We start from the raw sequence: 13,693 nt of genomic DNA on the forward strand, positions 1-13,693 counted from the left end.
GGAATTAATCATTCTTTATTATCTCGTCAATTTTCCATAATAAATGTTTCAGCAATTTCATCTTTTAAAACAAATCAATCATTATTCTTTTATTCTTTTTATAAATTAATCATCTATTCGATTAATGCCATAATTCCGTAACTTATTGGCTATTGATGTGTGTGAAACGCCTAAACGTTTCGCGAGTTTGCGCGAACTCGGATAGTTATAATACAACTGTAACAAAATCTTTTTTTCGAATTGTTTGGTCATTTCATCAAGTGTTTTATTTTCGATATCATTGATCCAAGAAACTTGGGTCGATGTTATCGTAGGTAGAACAATATCTTTTACTGTTAATTGTGATGAGGTCAATTGAGATAATGCGGAATAAAGTACATTTTTAAGCTGTCTTACATTACCTGGCCAAGAGTATAGCGTTAAGTAAGGGATAACATCCTGACTCACTTTTGGCGGGGTAATACCTTGCTTATTAGCAAATTCATCAATGAAAATATGAGTAAGTGGTTCTATGTCATCCTTGCGCTCTTTTAGTGAAGGTAAATTTAAAGACAATACATTCAAGCGATAATAAAGATCTTTCCTAAACTTTCCTTGTTCCACCAACTCAGCTAAATCAACTTTAGTCGCACAGATGATTCTAACATCAACGTAAACTTCGTTATCGTCACCTACTCTTCGAAAATATCCATCATTAATAAAACGTAATAATTTGGTTTGCATTTGGAATGACATCTCATCAATGCCATCAAGTAATACAGAACCACCATTTGCTTGCTCAAAAAAACCTTTTTTACTTTCAACGGCTCCGGGATAAGCGCCTGCTGCATGTCCATAAAGTTCACTTTCAACAACATCATCGGGCATTGCTGCACAATTTAAACCTAAAAAAGCTTTATCACCCCTAGGACTATATTGGTGACATGCGCTAGCTAATAAATCTTTACCAGTCCCAGTTTCACCAGTGATTAGTAATGGTTCTCGTTGCACCGAAAATGCTTTAGCTTGAGCAATCAACTTTTGCATAGCTTGACTTTGAACGGCGAAAATATCAAAAGCATGACTGCCAACAACATTGATTTTTGATAGTCGTCTTTTTAAATATTCAACCGGTTGTAAAACAAAAGTAATTTTGAATGATTCACGGACTTTTTGCAATAAAAAAAACTGCGAATTTAAAACAATAATAGCATCATCATGCTGAGCTAAATTGAACGCTGCATCCAAATTAAATACATTTTGATAATCAAATTTTTGATTTAAATTCAATAAATTAACAGGAAATAGCGCTTTTGCTACATTATTATAAGCCAACAGTTTTGAATTATTATCGATTTCAATGATGGCTGCTTGCATTACAATTTTCCCACTTTTCATTTAACTTCATTAAATTGTTATGACGAACTTGCCACTCATGGCTATTAATTAAGTCAACACAATTGATTTTAGTTATCGTCAATAACTGTTTTGCTTTATCAGTTAGTAATGATTGTTTTTTATTTAAATTAGTCAACGCATCTAAAATAGCTAATGTGCCATTGCGGTTATTACATGCCAATAATAAATCACAACCAGCATTAAGTGCAGCTTCTGCTCGTTGAGCATGATTACCTAAAATCGCTGCACCTTCCATTGATAAATCATCCGAAAATATAATGCCATTAAAATGTAATTGTTCACGTAATACAGTTTTAAGCCAAAATGCTGATCCGCTGGCTGGTTTATCATTAAATTCAGGATAAATGACGTGAGCAGGCATAATGGCATCAAGTTTCTTTTCTGCGATCAATTTTGCAAAGATCTGCATATCATTTTCAATAAGTGCTTTAGATCGATGATCAATTGGTGTTTCTTTATGAGAATCAGCAATCACATGACCATGACCGGGAAAATGTTTACCCGTTGTTTTCATCCCTGCACAATGCATACCATCAATCATAGATGATGCAATTTGATAAGCAATATTGATGTCTGAATGAAAGGATCGACTACCTATTGCTAAACACTCATGGCCTAAATCTAATACCGGCGCATAACTAAGATCGATATCATAGGCAATCAATTCTATAGCCAACAACCAGCCAGCATCGAAGGCCAATGATTTAGCCTGTTCGATATCATTAAGCAATGCGAATGATTGAGCAGGAGGAATATGGGTAAAACCTTTTTTAAAGCGTTGAACTCGCCCCCCCTCATGATCGACCGAAATTAATAAACGCTCAGATGTGGTAGCACGAATCTGTTTAATAAGTTCAGTTAATTGTTCTGGATCTTCGTAATTACGACTAAATAAGATGATACCTGCAACCAACGGATTTTGTAGAAGCTTTACATCATCATTAGTTAACGATGTTCCTTGCACATCAATCAATAAAGGCCCCATTACTCCGCAGCTCCTTGAACATTATCCGATGACACATCTTTTGATGTTACCCGTTGTAAAATTTCACCAGTTTGCGTTGAAAGTAATTCCATAGAAAGATTTGCATTATCATTTTCTGATGGAGATTTATAAAGTGTAGTAAAAAGCACATATCCAGCATTCATTGATTTTGCTAAACCTATCATTTTGCTTCGTGATACAAGTTTATCATCAGCCGAAATACCTAATGCTTGTTTGGCTCGGTTGATAGATTGCCTATCAGCGACAGTAAAAAGATTTTGTTTATTCATTAAGCTATGTAACGTTTCATCAACCTGATTTGTTGCTAAATAATCTCCACTGCGATTTTGAATATCACTAATCAACAAAACTTTATTGCCTTCAATTGAGGATGAAGATTGCATTATTTTATTTACAAGTGGTGATAAAATTGTATTCCAATCAATTGTCTTTGCAATCTGTGGAGGCGTATCTACTACACCTGGATCACTCGGTGTTTCAATTGGGGCTTTAACTTCAGTTTTTTGATTAGAACCTAAAAGTTGACAACCAGCCAAGCTTAAAGCCAGCATACTAATTAATGCGGTACGTTTAAACTGTTTCATATAAGTTAACCTATTAATCGCCCTAAATTTTTACCGCCCAATAAATGCATATGAATATGAAAGACTTCTTGTCCCGCATCCTTATTACAATTCATAATTAAACGGTAACCACTTTCATCAATACCTTCCTGCTTGGCAATTTTAGCTGCCACTACCACCATATGACCAAGCAAAGCTTCATCAGACGCTTCTATATGATTTATGGTTGGAATCAATTTATTGGGAATAACTAAGATATGTGTAGGAGCTTGAGGCGAAATATCTCGAAATGCAGTAACTTTATCATCTTGAAAGACAATATCAGAAGGAATTTCACGGCGAATAATCTTACTAAAAATGGTTTCTTCAGCCATATAAACACTCCCTAAAAAAATAGCTATTAATTTTAAATTTTTATTCTGTTAAGAATAGCATACTTTAATGACAAAAATGTATAGATATCGTTACATTTTTATATTTACGCTTCATATTTTGATAAAAAAAGTTGAGGAACGGGGTTTTTGAGGGAGCTAGTAGCCGTTTTTTTGATGATTAAGACTATATTTTGCTCGTAAATAGCTAAATCGTATTTTTATAACTTATTCATTTGTTAAAGAGATTAATTTGATATATAATGCGCCGTCGATTTCAACCGCTTAATTTTCATGTTCCTTGCTTTCAATGGGTTGCGGTTGCCCCGACAGAAAGCTGATTAATCCGTAGGGAGCGATAATGCGTCATTACGAAATTGTATTTATGGTTCACCCAGATCAAAGTGAACAAGTACCTGGTATGATTGAACGTTATACTGGTACATTAACCACTGATGGTGGAAAAATCCATCGTTTAGAAGATTGGGGTCGTCGCCAATTAGCCTATCCTATCGAAAAACTGCATAAAGCACACTATGTGTTAATGAATGTAGAAGCTACTCAAGAAGCAGTCAATGAACTTGAAGATAACTTCCGTTTCAATGATGCAGTAATTCGCAGTTTAATTATGCGCACAAAACACGCTGTAACTGAAACATCACCTATGCTAAAAGCTAAAGATGAACGTCGTAGTTCAGAAGAAGATTATAGCGATGTAAACATGGACGATGATTCAGAAGAATAATCGTTTAGTTTTGTCGGGCTTGGTTACCAAAACCCCGATAAAAAAAATGAGTCCCAGTGGGATTTTACACTGCCAGTTTTATTTAGAACACGTTTCTGAACAAATCGAAGCAGGATTCCCAAGACAAGCATGGTGCACAATGCCAGTTATTGTCAGTGGACAACAAGAGTTAAGTTACAGTATTAAAAAAGGCAGCAAAGTATTAGTAAGTGGCTTTATCAGCACACATACTAAACGAGATAAAACCAGTCAATTAGTTTTACATGCTGACCAAATTAAACTATTAGGAGAATAGCCAAATGGCACGTTATTTCCGTCGTCGCAAATTCTGCCGTTTTACAGCAGAAGGCGTTAAAGAAATTGATTATAAAGATGTTTCTTTATTAAAAAGCTATATCACAGAAAGTGGTAAAATTGTACCAAGCCGTATCACTGGTACTAGCGCAAAATATCAACGTCAATTAGCTCGCGCTATCAAACGCGCTCGTTACTTGGCATTATTACCATATACTGACAACCATCAGTAATTAGCAACAGAGGGAACATATAATGCAAATTATTCTACTCGATAAAGTTGCTAATTTAGGCAGCTTAGGTGATCAAGTTAATGTTAAAGCGGGTTATGCTCGTAACTTTTTAATTCCACAAGGTAAAGCAGTACCTGCGACTAAAAAGAATATTGAATTCTTTGAAGCGCGTCGTGCTGAATTAGAAGCAAAACTAGCAGAAACGTTAAAAGCCGCAGAAGAGCGCGTATCTGAAATCAATGCATTAGGTAAAGTAACTATTACTTCTAAAGCGGGTGATGAAGGTCGTCTATTCGGTTCAATTGGTACTCGTGATATCGCTGATGCAGTTAAAGCTCGTGGTATTCAAGTATCAAAAAGCGAAGTTCGCCTGCCAAATGGTGTATTACGTACTACTGGTGAACACGAAGTGTTATTCCAAGTACATAGCGAAGCTTTTGCTAAAATTATTGTTGAGATTATTCCTGAATAATCATCAGATAATAGCAATAAAAAAACCCGTTTACTATAACGGGTTTTTTATTATATCAATTTATTTTTCTATCTATTACTACCTTAACAAGAATAATTCATTAAACGATTTTGTGACTTATTCTTCAGTTTGAACTTCAGTTTCTGATTTTACTTGTTCTTCTTTATAAAGTTTATTGTCATACATTTTGACAAACGGCAAATAAATCACCAAAGCTAATATTGCTGAAAGTATCGCAACAAACATAGCACGATAATCACCACCGGTACCAATAAATGCCCCTAATCCCATTGGTGATGGCCACGGCACTAGCGCAATAATAGGATTCATAAAACCACTACTTATAGCAAAATAACCTAAAGTACCACAAGCCATTGGCGCTAATAAAAATGGTATGGCAAGATATGGGTTATAAACTATCGGCATACCAAAAATAATTGGCTCATTGATATTAAAGATTGCAGGAACCGCTGAGGCTCGACCTAAAATTTTCAATTGACTCGACTTAGCACAAAAAGCAATAAAGAATGTCATAAGAAGTGTAGAACCTGAACCACCTAAAATAACCAAAGAATTGTTAAACTCTCCCGCAAATGGAATATGAGCACCACCAACGTTTTCATTCATATTAGCCAGCATTATTGGTGTTATAAAAGCACCAATGATACTTGCACCATGAATACCTACAACCCAAAGCGCATGAATTAAAAATAAAATTACCATAATACCAAGCCAGCTTTTAGTCAAATTGGTTACAAAGGTAAATGGAACACCAATAATATCGAAAATATCAGTACCAAAGAAAATTAAAATACCGTTTAAAATAATAACTGTAAAAGCAATAACAAAGGTTGGAATTAGTGCAGTAAATGAGCGTGATACACCTAATGGAACGGTTTCAGGCATTTTAACCACCCAATTACGACGTACACAGAGGAAATAAAGTTGAGTTGCCACAATAGCCATTACTATTGCAATAAAAATACCCGAAGTACCTAATCGGAAAACAAATGGTTGTAATCGTAATCCATTGAAGACTTCACTTTGGTCACTAAGTAATACCATAGAACCATTTTGTAGAACTAATTCCGGTAAAGTCATAACAAAAGCAAATACTGATAACATAGCACCATTAAGCGCATTCACTTTTAAACCGGTTTCTTCTTCCTCAATTTTGGTTAATTCATAACCAACTACAATGTTAAAATAAAGCGCCAATATTCCCATTGTCGCTGTGTTCGCAATCATATAAAGATCGCTTACTTTGAAAATGGTATTTTGGAAAAGAGTTTCTAATCCAGTAAATGTCATTGGTAATGTATTAAACACTAAAAACATTGACCCAACGATACAAAAAGGAACTGATGCCATCCCCGCTGCCATTACTGCCCTTACAATCTTAAACTGCGATATTTTAGCCATCGGAGTCATTAGATATTTTTGTAGCAACACAAATCCGGTATTCATTTTGTTTTCCTCATTTAATTAATGATTTCTTGATAAGCTTGAATTTTTTTAAAATGTTTATCCTCATTACGTTCGATTTTTTTCAATTTTATTAATATAAGAATTGTAAAAACTAAACTTGTTAACATTATTCCCAATAGTATGTTTATAGCCTCTTGTGAATTTTTTAAGAATGGAAAGAAAAAGTGAAATAATGGAGTGAATATCGAAACAATTAACGCAATGATAGATATCAACATTATTTGATAAAATAAACTTGCATAGCGTAGATGGTTTTTATGATTTCGATAAAGTTTAATTTGCTCAAAACTGGTTAGCGTAGCAAGTATTATGAGCATAATAGGTAGCACGATAGCTATAGATAAACTTCCCATAAAAAAAACTGCCCAATAGAGATTTATAAACAAAAAAAATGCTGTAGCATAACGAACCGCTAAAAAGCGATTAAAATAGAGGTTAGTCAAACTAACTTTTTTATGTAATTTAAGTTGGCTTTCTAGTGGTGTATTCATCTCAAACCTCTTTATTGATTTGATAACTTATATGTTTGTTGATATAGATGGGACATCTCAATAGCAATTTCTCTCAATGTCATTGTCGTCATCAAATGATCTTGAGCATGAACCATAATGATTTCCATCTCAATTTTAGTGCCACTTGCATAAGATTGAAGCAATTCAGTTTGAGATTTATGTGCTTCTAAAATCTCATGATTGGCTTCTTCAAGTAACTGAGTTGCTTGTTCGAAATTAGCCTCTCTCATCGCTTTAAATGCAAGGTGAATTTTGGTTTTGGCATTACCACTATGCAAAATAATATTGAAAGCAGTAATTTGAATATCCTCCGAGCTCATTATGTCAGTCATTGCTACGCTCCTTTTTCAATTAATTGGATAAAGTAAGATTTGAATTGATTAAAATCGGTAATTTTTAACATTGCATCTTGCATAGCTAAATCATCAATTAAATTGACAATCGCCTTGGTCATCATAGCTAAGTTGGAATTTTGGTATATTGATGGAGAAATCATAAAAATAAACTTAACATCTTGATAATTTATATCCCAACTCACACCTTGAGGAATAACAGCAATCGCTATTTTGGCTATCTTACCTACTGGAATAGCTGGATGAGGAACCACTATGGTTGGACTAAAGATTATTTCACCTAACGCCATCCTTTTTTCCATCTGTTTTTTCATCTCTTGCTTAAAGTTCTTTGATTCATTGATAGATAATAAATCAAGCAAATGATCCAACAGGGCTTGTTTAGATGGTTTATTGGGACACAAATAAAAATAATCAGCAGCAATTTCATCAAATACTTGAGCTATATATTTTGAATGATTCTGTTTTTTATCATCAATTGGTAAGAAATTTTTGGGTAATGAATTGGGGGCTTGTCTATGAGAAAGATATCGACGAATTGCTTGAACATCTTCCTCACAAAAAAATACAGAAACATGAAATACTGGTACTTTAAATACTTTGGATGATAAATCGACAGAAGAAATAATAAAATCGATATCATTTAACATCTCTTGTTCTATTTCATAATAACCACGTGTTGCTATAATTTTTACTCGCTCATCAAATTCACTTTCTACTCGATTTTTAAGTAATTGTGCACTACCAAGCCCCGTTGCGCAGATAATTAATACTTTAGCTTTCTGTTCATTTTTTAATTTTTCCAGTGATGCCAGAAAATGAAGTGCTAAATACCCCCACTCATCATCAATAACATTATATTTATTTAAATTGGGTAATTGATTGAAGTAACGCTTAACTAACCCAAAAACTTCACCATATTGGCTTTTAATTTCATCTATTAGAGGATTTTCTAATTTTATATTCTGCGCTAAACGTACAAGCATTGGTTTTAAATGCTGAATTAACCCATTTTTCAACTGTTCATCATGCCAAAAAGGATAGCCTGTTTCTTGTTCAATTTTTAAAAGTAAATTAGTTAATAAAGAACCAAGTTCTTCATCAAGATCGTCTTGGATTAAATTTGATTTACTCATCAAATGTAGCGTAAGGTACATCTGCTCTTCTTTAGGAAAATGAAAACCAATTATCGATTCAATACGAGCGATGATTCGATTAGCAACTTGATATTCAATAGCTGAATCATCTGAAACAAGTAAATCAAGATTTTGGATTGTAAGCCCCGACTGCAAACGTTTAATACTTAACGACAAATGTAGGACTATATTTTGAATCATTACATCAGATAATTTGATATTCGCTTCACGACACTCATCTAAAATAATGATAGTTAAGGTATCAAAGCTAATTGCTTCACATGCTTGATTAAAATAGGATAAATGGTGTAAAAAATTGATTGAATCCTCATGAAAAAAGTAACTCATAATAAAATGACGTTTAGCTTTTTCTTCACCATCAACATAAATTAAAGAATGGCTTTTTTTAAGCGTGAGTTCATAAGGTTGTAATTGGGACTTAATTTCCGCAATATCTTTATTCAATTGGGATGAGCTAATAAATAGCTGTTCAGATAATGCTTCAACATCAATTTTTTGGCTTTCAAGTAATAATAAATTAAGGATATAGTGCTTTCGTTCACTTGCCTCCCGGCATTGGGATTTCTCAATATTTTTATCTAATAAATGATATTCAATCAAAAATAAATTAAATACAGTTCGATCTAATATTTCAAGTTGAAAACCATAGCCTTGTTTACTAACTATATTACCGCCATTGCGTTCTATTAATGTTTTTAAATCTTTAAGATAGGTACGTACAGTACGATCTGATAACGATAATTCCTCCGCGAGTTCTTGACTACTTTTAAATCCATTTTTAGAACGAATTAATAAACTAATAAGTTCTCGTTGTTTTTGTTTTATCATTATCTACTATACCTTAACTATTAATGAGAATTATCCTAAAAGATCAAGTCATTAAAATATAAGCTACTTCTATGATGCGATTATTAAACTAAACAATCGCATCAAGAACGGTAGAACTCAGATTTGCCTAAATTTAATTAATATTGTCCTCAACTAATTTAGCTAGTTGTTCAATACCAGATTGAATTGGAATATAAGCCTGAAAAGGAATACTCACAACAGGTTTACCCACTTCATCACCTAATGCTTTTAATTTATCAAACATCATCATTGTTTGCGGACTAATTAAAAACAGTGAAAAATCACTATTTTTAATTTTATTACTACCTTCAGTTGCAGATACCGCATCAAGTTCAATAGGTACATTTTTACTAGCAAAAAATTCAGTTACCTTTTTGGCCATAAGCGATGATGACATACCAGCTGCACAAATAATTAACGCTTTTTTCATAACTTCTCCTAATGAATTTAAATCGTTATAAGGTTTCACCATTTGACTCAATGACTTTTTTATACCAAGCAAATGAATCTTTACGGCTACGTTTTAAGGTTCCATTACCTTTATTGTCTTTATCAACATAAATAAAGCCGTAACGTTTTTCCATTTCACCGGTTCCAGCTGACACTAAATCAATACAACCCCATGGAGTATATCCCATCAAATCTACACCATCTTCTTCAACCGCTAACTTCATTTGTTTAATATGTTCTCTAAGATATTCAATACGATAACTATCATGAATACTCCCATCAGCTTCAACTTTATCATATGCACCAAATCCATTTTCCACAATGAAAAGCGGTAAATGATACATATCAGTTAGCCAATTTAATGTGTAGCGCAAACCTTCCGGATCGATCTGCCAACCCCAATCAGATTTTTTAACGTATTGATTACCAATTAAATCGGTTTTTTCGTTATATTCATAGTTATCTGATTTTTTTCTAATCGCATTAGACATGTAATAACTAAAACCAATGTAATCAACTGTACCGTTTTCTAATACTTCGAGATCTTGGCTTGTCACGTCTAATTTAAAGCCTTTGCGTTGCCAGTATTTGATAATATGATTAGGATATTGACCATGAACATGAACATCAGTAAAGAAATACTTACGCTCCATGACTTTTTGAGCCATTAAGATATCACCTGGTTTACAGGTTTCCGGATAGATTGGCACAACGGCAATCATACAACCAATTTGAAAATCAGGATTGATAGCATGACCTATTTGCACCGCTTTTGCGCTTGCAACTAATTCATAATGTGCAGCTAGATACATGATTTCTTCTCTGTTATCACCTGCTTTGTAATAAATACCTGAGTTAGTGAAAGGCGCAAAATCCTCATTAAAATTAGCTTGGTTATTGATCTCATTAAAGGTCATCCAATATTTCACTTTATTTTTATAACGATCAAAACAGACCTCAGCAAAGCGAACAAAGAAATCAATTAATTTACGATTACGGAAGCCACCATATTCGGTAACTAGATAATAAGGTAATTCAAAGTGCGAAAGGGTAACAACCGGCTCAATATTATATTTTAAACATTCATCGAAAAGACCATCATAAAACTTCAACCCTTCTTCATTTGGTGCAAGCTCATCACCTTTCGGGAAGATTCGAGTCCAAGCAATCGAAGTTCGAAAACATTTAAACCCCATTTCAGCGAAGAGTTTAATATCATCTTTATAATGATGATAAAAGTCGATAGCCTCGTGATTAGGATAATACTCGCCAGGAATGATTCCTTCGGTAATTTTTCGATAACTTTTAGGCGATCCAACAGTCATCACATCGGCAACACTAGGACCCTTACCACCAGCTTGCCAAGCACCCTCTAATTGATGAGCAGCAACAGCGCCTCCCCATAAAAAACCTTTTGGTAAACCTTTATTATTCATGATCAAATACCTGTATTAAATGAGAGATTAAATACAGTATAAAAGGAAAAAATTTGAATTACTAACCAACTTTTTCCGTATTGATCAGGAAAATATACGCAAAGAAAATAGATGTAAAAACGTGATGATTAAAAAAATTAAATTGCGCTTACCGTGATCATTAACTAAATAAATTGTTAAAAACCAGCGGCATATTTGGACGGTACAAATTCGATAATATCGTACTGGGCAATTTGCTGAATATAAAACGGATCTTTTTGGATTATAGTTAATGCTTGTTCTTTATTCTCAGCACGACAAAGTATCACACCGCCAGTACGTGGCACTTTTCGGCCTGAAGCAATAAAATGTCCCTATCGATAATTATCTTCAAGGTAATCGATATGCTGCTGTAAAAATTTTTCAACTTCACTAATGGGTTTAATATAAGTTAGGGTGAATATAAACATAATAATTCTCCATATAAAAAACCAGCTTAATAGCTAGTTTTTATTGACTATACATATTGATAATAAACCCATATCTATAATAACTTAGTTGTGGACTTGATAGCATTTATAGTATTGAGTTTTTACTTGCGTTCCCATTGACCATTTTCATTTTTGCGGTAAACCTTTTCTACAGCTGACCACGCCACTCTAAATGCGATTTGCTCTGGCGAACTTTTATCTCGTCTTTTTTTGGGATCTTGGTACTCTTTTATGGCATTGTTAAAAGCTTCTTTAAAAATATCTTGAGCATGTTCGGGTAAAACATGGCGTACAGATTCGGGTAAATCATCTCGTGTTTGATATGGCATATAACATTTCCTCAATAAATTAATCATACATGAATGAAAATTTAAAAACGGTAAAAGTTTAAGCTGCTACAAAATCAAAATACGTTTAAAATTTAGTCTCTTTTTGGCAAGAATACAAGTTTTAATTTGCTTTGATTAATCACCCTATTTTTTCTTTTATCAGCTAGCTCACCATTGCGGTATTTTGGCTAAAAATAAGATCCAAATAGCTAACCTTTAGTGTAATTAACAAAACTATCCAATTGAATAGTTGAAAATGACCAACACATGCAAAGTAGCTAACTACTTGACAGTAAATAATTTAGCTACTTGCATAGGTGACGATTTTGCTAATCATAGAAAACCAACAAATCTAAATAAAAAATGAATTGCGTTCAATAACACAACAAAAATCTGTATTAAATTCAATATAAAGTTATTTTATTTGTTCACATCTACCACAAAACGACCTTTTGTTTGTCCTGCTATCATGTTCTGCGCAATATCAACACACTCATCTAAACAAATAGTATTGCCTATATGAGCCAAAATTTTATCATCTAAATACTGAGCTAATAAGTTCCATGCGGCAATACGATTATCATAACTTGCTATTACGCTGTCGATACCTGCCAATGTTACCCCGCGCAAAATAAAAGGTGCGACAGTTGCCGGGAAATCCATTCCTTGTGCTAGCCCACAACAAGCTACAATGCCACCATACTGAGTTTGGGCACATACATTAGCTAAGGTATGAGAACCAACCACATCGACAACGGCTGACCACTGTTCTTTTTGTAAAGGTTTACCAGCCTCTTTCAACTGTTTACTATCAATAATATTGCTTGCACCAAGTTTGTTTAAATATTCTTTGTCAGTTAATTTACCTGTTGATGCAGTAACTTGATAACCCAATTTGCTTAATAAAGCTACCGCAACTGAGCCAACTCCGCCACTCGCCCCTGTCACCAGTACTGTTCCGCTTTGTGGTTTTATCCCAAAATCAACAATACGTTTTACACACAATGCAGCAGTATATCCAGCGGTGCCAATAATCATCGATTGATAGGGTGTGATATTTTGGGGTAATGGAATTAACCAATCTGATTTTAAGTAAGCATATTGCGCCAGACACCCCCAATGGGTTTCACCACATCCCCAACCATTTAAAATAACAGTATCCCCAGCTTGATAACGATCACTGCTAGATTCAATAACTGTACCAACACCATCAATACCCGGCACCATAGGCCATTGCCTAACAACAGGACTTTTATTAGTTAACGCTAATGCATCTTTATAATTGATGCTTGAATAGTGAATTTGAACTAGAGTATCACCCTGTTGTTGCAGCAACTGTTGTTTAGTGATGGTTTTTAATGAATGTGAAAACCCATTAATCTCAACTTTTTCTAAAATAATGGCGTTGAATGACATGATAATTCCTTAATACCTACAGCAATAAAATCATAATAAATAGTCAAATAACCAAATGCAATAATTTGATGAGTAAAAGCACTATCCAATTAATTTAAAAGCCTGATAGTTATCAGGCTTAATAATAAATATTGGTTAACTTAAGATTAAG

The 13,693-nt window shown here is 33.7% G+C and carries 16 protein-coding genes and 1 pseudogene; 4 read left to right on the forward strand and 13 right to left on the reverse strand.

What is annotated here, in order from left to right; genetic code table 11:
• Window positions 1-105 precede the first annotated feature (105 nt).
• From J3U09_RS02715 to J3U09_RS02730, 4 genes are read right to left on the reverse strand one after another with little or no spacing between them, the layout of a single operon-like run.
• A complete protein-coding gene (locus J3U09_RS02715) occupies window positions 106-1,377 on the reverse strand; it encodes a sigma 54-interacting transcriptional regulator (RefSeq protein WP_267357035.1) in 1,272 nt (423 codons plus the stop codon).
• Window positions 1,337-2,383, reverse strand: a complete 1,047-nt coding sequence (nagZ, locus tag J3U09_RS02720; protein ID WP_267357037.1) for a beta-N-acetylhexosaminidase — start codon at window positions 2,381-2,383, stop codon at window positions 1,337-1,339. Before nagZ ends, J3U09_RS02715 begins: the two co-directional genes overlap by 41 nt.
• Window positions 2,383-2,988 (reverse strand): penicillin-binding protein activator LpoB, encoded by a 606-nt coding sequence (locus J3U09_RS02725; RefSeq protein WP_267357039.1) that lies wholly within the window; start codon window positions 2,986-2,988, stop codon window positions 2,383-2,385. The genes nagZ and J3U09_RS02725 overlap by 1 nt, the downstream gene beginning before the upstream one ends.
• A 5-nt stretch (window positions 2,989-2,993) precedes the next feature.
• On the reverse strand, window positions 2,994-3,341 hold the full coding sequence (locus J3U09_RS02730) for an HIT domain-containing protein (RefSeq protein ID WP_267357041.1): 348 nt from the start codon (window positions 3,339-3,341) through the stop codon (window positions 2,994-2,996).
• Window positions 3,342-3,699: 358 nt separating this feature from the next.
• Here J3U09_RS02730 and rpsF point away from each other — a divergent pair, with 358 nt between their 5' ends.
• Genes rpsF through rplI form a run of 4 tightly spaced genes read left to right on the forward strand, consistent with a single transcriptional unit; the run spans window position 3,700 to window position 5,082 of the window.
• The gene (gene rpsF, locus J3U09_RS02735; protein ID WP_034882519.1) at window positions 3,700-4,083 is read left to right on the forward strand and encodes a 30S ribosomal protein S6; all 384 of its coding nucleotides are present in this window, start codon (window positions 3,700-3,702) and stop codon (window positions 4,081-4,083) included.
• A complete protein-coding gene (gene priB / locus J3U09_RS02740; protein WP_065563076.1) occupies window positions 4,067-4,378 on the forward strand; it encodes a primosomal replication protein N in 312 nt (103 codons plus the stop codon). Before rpsF ends, priB begins: the two co-directional genes overlap by 17 nt.
• 4 nt (window positions 4,379-4,382) lie before the next feature.
• Window positions 4,383-4,610 carry a 30S ribosomal protein S18 gene (rpsR, locus tag J3U09_RS02745; protein ID WP_025314965.1) on the forward strand — a complete coding sequence of 76 codons (228 nt, stop codon included), beginning with the start codon at window positions 4,383-4,385 and terminating at the stop codon, window positions 4,608-4,610.
• A gap of 22 nt (window positions 4,611-4,632) precedes the next feature.
• A complete protein-coding gene (gene rplI, locus J3U09_RS02750; protein ID WP_065563077.1) occupies window positions 4,633-5,082 on the forward strand; it encodes a 50S ribosomal protein L9 in 450 nt (149 codons plus the stop codon).
• 117 nt (window positions 5,083-5,199) lie between these two features.
• On the opposite strand, the gene celB is transcribed toward rplI, so the two are convergent.
• From celB to J3U09_RS02795, 9 genes and pseudogenes are all read right to left on the reverse strand, one after another.
• Window positions 5,200-6,549, reverse strand: a complete 1,350-nt coding sequence (gene celB, locus J3U09_RS02755) for a PTS cellobiose transporter subunit IIC (RefSeq protein ID WP_267337484.1) — start codon at window positions 6,547-6,549, stop codon at window positions 5,200-5,202.
• A gap of 14 nt (window positions 6,550-6,563) precedes the next feature.
• A complete protein-coding gene (locus J3U09_RS02760; RefSeq protein ID WP_267357043.1) occupies window positions 6,564-7,061 on the reverse strand; it encodes a hypothetical protein in 498 nt (165 codons plus the stop codon).
• 11 nt (window positions 7,062-7,072) lie between these two features.
• Entirely contained in the window at window positions 7,073-7,414 is a 342-nt protein-coding gene (locus J3U09_RS02765; protein ID WP_065563080.1) for a PTS cellobiose transporter subunit IIA, read from the reverse strand.
• Between the two features lie 2 nt (window positions 7,415-7,416).
• Window positions 7,417-9,420 carry a BglG family transcription antiterminator gene (locus tag J3U09_RS02770; protein ID WP_267357045.1) on the reverse strand — a complete coding sequence of 668 codons (2,004 nt, stop codon included), beginning with the start codon at window positions 9,418-9,420 and terminating at the stop codon, window positions 7,417-7,419.
• A gap of 133 nt (window positions 9,421-9,553) precedes the next feature.
• Complete coding sequence (locus J3U09_RS02775; RefSeq protein ID WP_065563107.1) at window positions 9,554-9,871, reverse strand: PTS cellobiose transporter subunit IIB; 318 nt, start codon at window positions 9,869-9,871, stop codon at window positions 9,554-9,556.
• Between the two features lie 25 nt (window positions 9,872-9,896).
• Complete coding sequence (locus J3U09_RS02780) at window positions 9,897-11,327, reverse strand: 6-phospho-beta-glucosidase (protein ID WP_267357047.1); 1,431 nt, start codon at window positions 11,325-11,327, stop codon at window positions 9,897-9,899.
• Window positions 11,328-11,503: 176 nt separating this feature from the next.
• Window positions 11,504-11,776 (reverse strand): annotated as a pseudogene (locus J3U09_RS10960) (YciI family protein).
• A gap of 122 nt (window positions 11,777-11,898) precedes the next feature.
• Window positions 11,899-12,126, reverse strand: coding sequence for a ChaB family protein (locus tag J3U09_RS02790; RefSeq protein ID WP_065563083.1), 228 nt, complete (start codon window positions 12,124-12,126; stop codon window positions 11,899-11,901).
• A gap of 420 nt (window positions 12,127-12,546) precedes the next feature.
• A complete protein-coding gene (locus J3U09_RS02795) occupies window positions 12,547-13,542 on the reverse strand; it encodes an MDR family oxidoreductase (protein ID WP_267357048.1) in 996 nt (331 codons plus the stop codon).
• Between the last annotated feature and the right edge of the window lie 151 nt (window positions 13,543-13,693).

This window comes from Gilliamella sp. B2889 (assembly GCF_026536885.1).
In the GTDB taxonomy this organism is placed as follows: domain Bacteria; phylum Pseudomonadota; class Gammaproteobacteria; order Enterobacterales; family Orbaceae; genus Gilliamella; species Gilliamella apicola_E.

Excerpts from the sequence above, each read along its gene's own strand:
- J3U09_RS02715 (WP_267357035.1), bottom strand. The coding sequence starts at position 1,377 with ATGAAAAGTGGGAAAATTGTAATGCAAGCAGCCATCATTGAAATCGAT.
- nagZ (WP_267357037.1), bottom strand. The coding sequence starts at position 2,383 with ATGGGGCCTTTATTGATTGATGTGCAAGGAACATCGTTAACTAATGAT.
- J3U09_RS02725 (WP_267357039.1), bottom strand. The coding sequence starts at position 2,988 with ATGAAACAGTTTAAACGTACCGCATTAATTAGTATGCTGGCTTTAAGC.
- J3U09_RS02730 (WP_267357041.1), bottom strand. The coding sequence starts at position 3,341 with ATGGCTGAAGAAACCATTTTTAGTAAGATTATTCGCCGTGAAATTCCT.
- rpsF (WP_034882519.1), top strand. The coding sequence starts at position 3,700 with ATGCGTCATTACGAAATTGTATTTATGGTTCACCCAGATCAAAGTGAA.
- priB (WP_065563076.1), top strand. The coding sequence starts at position 4,067 with ATGATTCAGAAGAATAATCGTTTAGTTTTGTCGGGCTTGGTTACCAAA.
- rpsR (WP_025314965.1), top strand. The coding sequence starts at position 4,383 with ATGGCACGTTATTTCCGTCGTCGCAAATTCTGCCGTTTTACAGCAGAA.
- rplI (WP_065563077.1), top strand. The coding sequence starts at position 4,633 with ATGCAAATTATTCTACTCGATAAAGTTGCTAATTTAGGCAGCTTAGGT.
- celB (WP_267337484.1), bottom strand. The coding sequence starts at position 6,549 with ATGAATACCGGATTTGTGTTGCTACAAAAATATCTAATGACTCCGATG.
- J3U09_RS02760 (WP_267357043.1), bottom strand. The coding sequence starts at position 7,061 with ATGAATACACCACTAGAAAGCCAACTTAAATTACATAAAAAAGTTAGT.
- J3U09_RS02765 (WP_065563080.1), bottom strand. The coding sequence starts at position 7,414 with ATGACTGACATAATGAGCTCGGAGGATATTCAAATTACTGCTTTCAAT.
- J3U09_RS02770 (WP_267357045.1), bottom strand. The coding sequence starts at position 9,420 with ATGATAAAACAAAAACAACGAGAACTTATTAGTTTATTAATTCGTTCT.
- J3U09_RS02775 (WP_065563107.1), bottom strand. The coding sequence starts at position 9,871 with ATGAAAAAAGCGTTAATTATTTGTGCAGCTGGTATGTCATCATCGCTT.
- J3U09_RS02780 (WP_267357047.1), bottom strand. The coding sequence starts at position 11,327 with ATGAATAATAAAGGTTTACCAAAAGGTTTTTTATGGGGAGGCGCTGTT.
- J3U09_RS02790 (WP_065563083.1), bottom strand. The coding sequence starts at position 12,126 with ATGCCATATCAAACACGAGATGATTTACCCGAATCTGTACGCCATGTT.
- J3U09_RS02795 (WP_267357048.1), bottom strand. The coding sequence starts at position 13,542 with ATGTCATTCAACGCCATTATTTTAGAAAAAGTTGAGATTAATGGGTTT.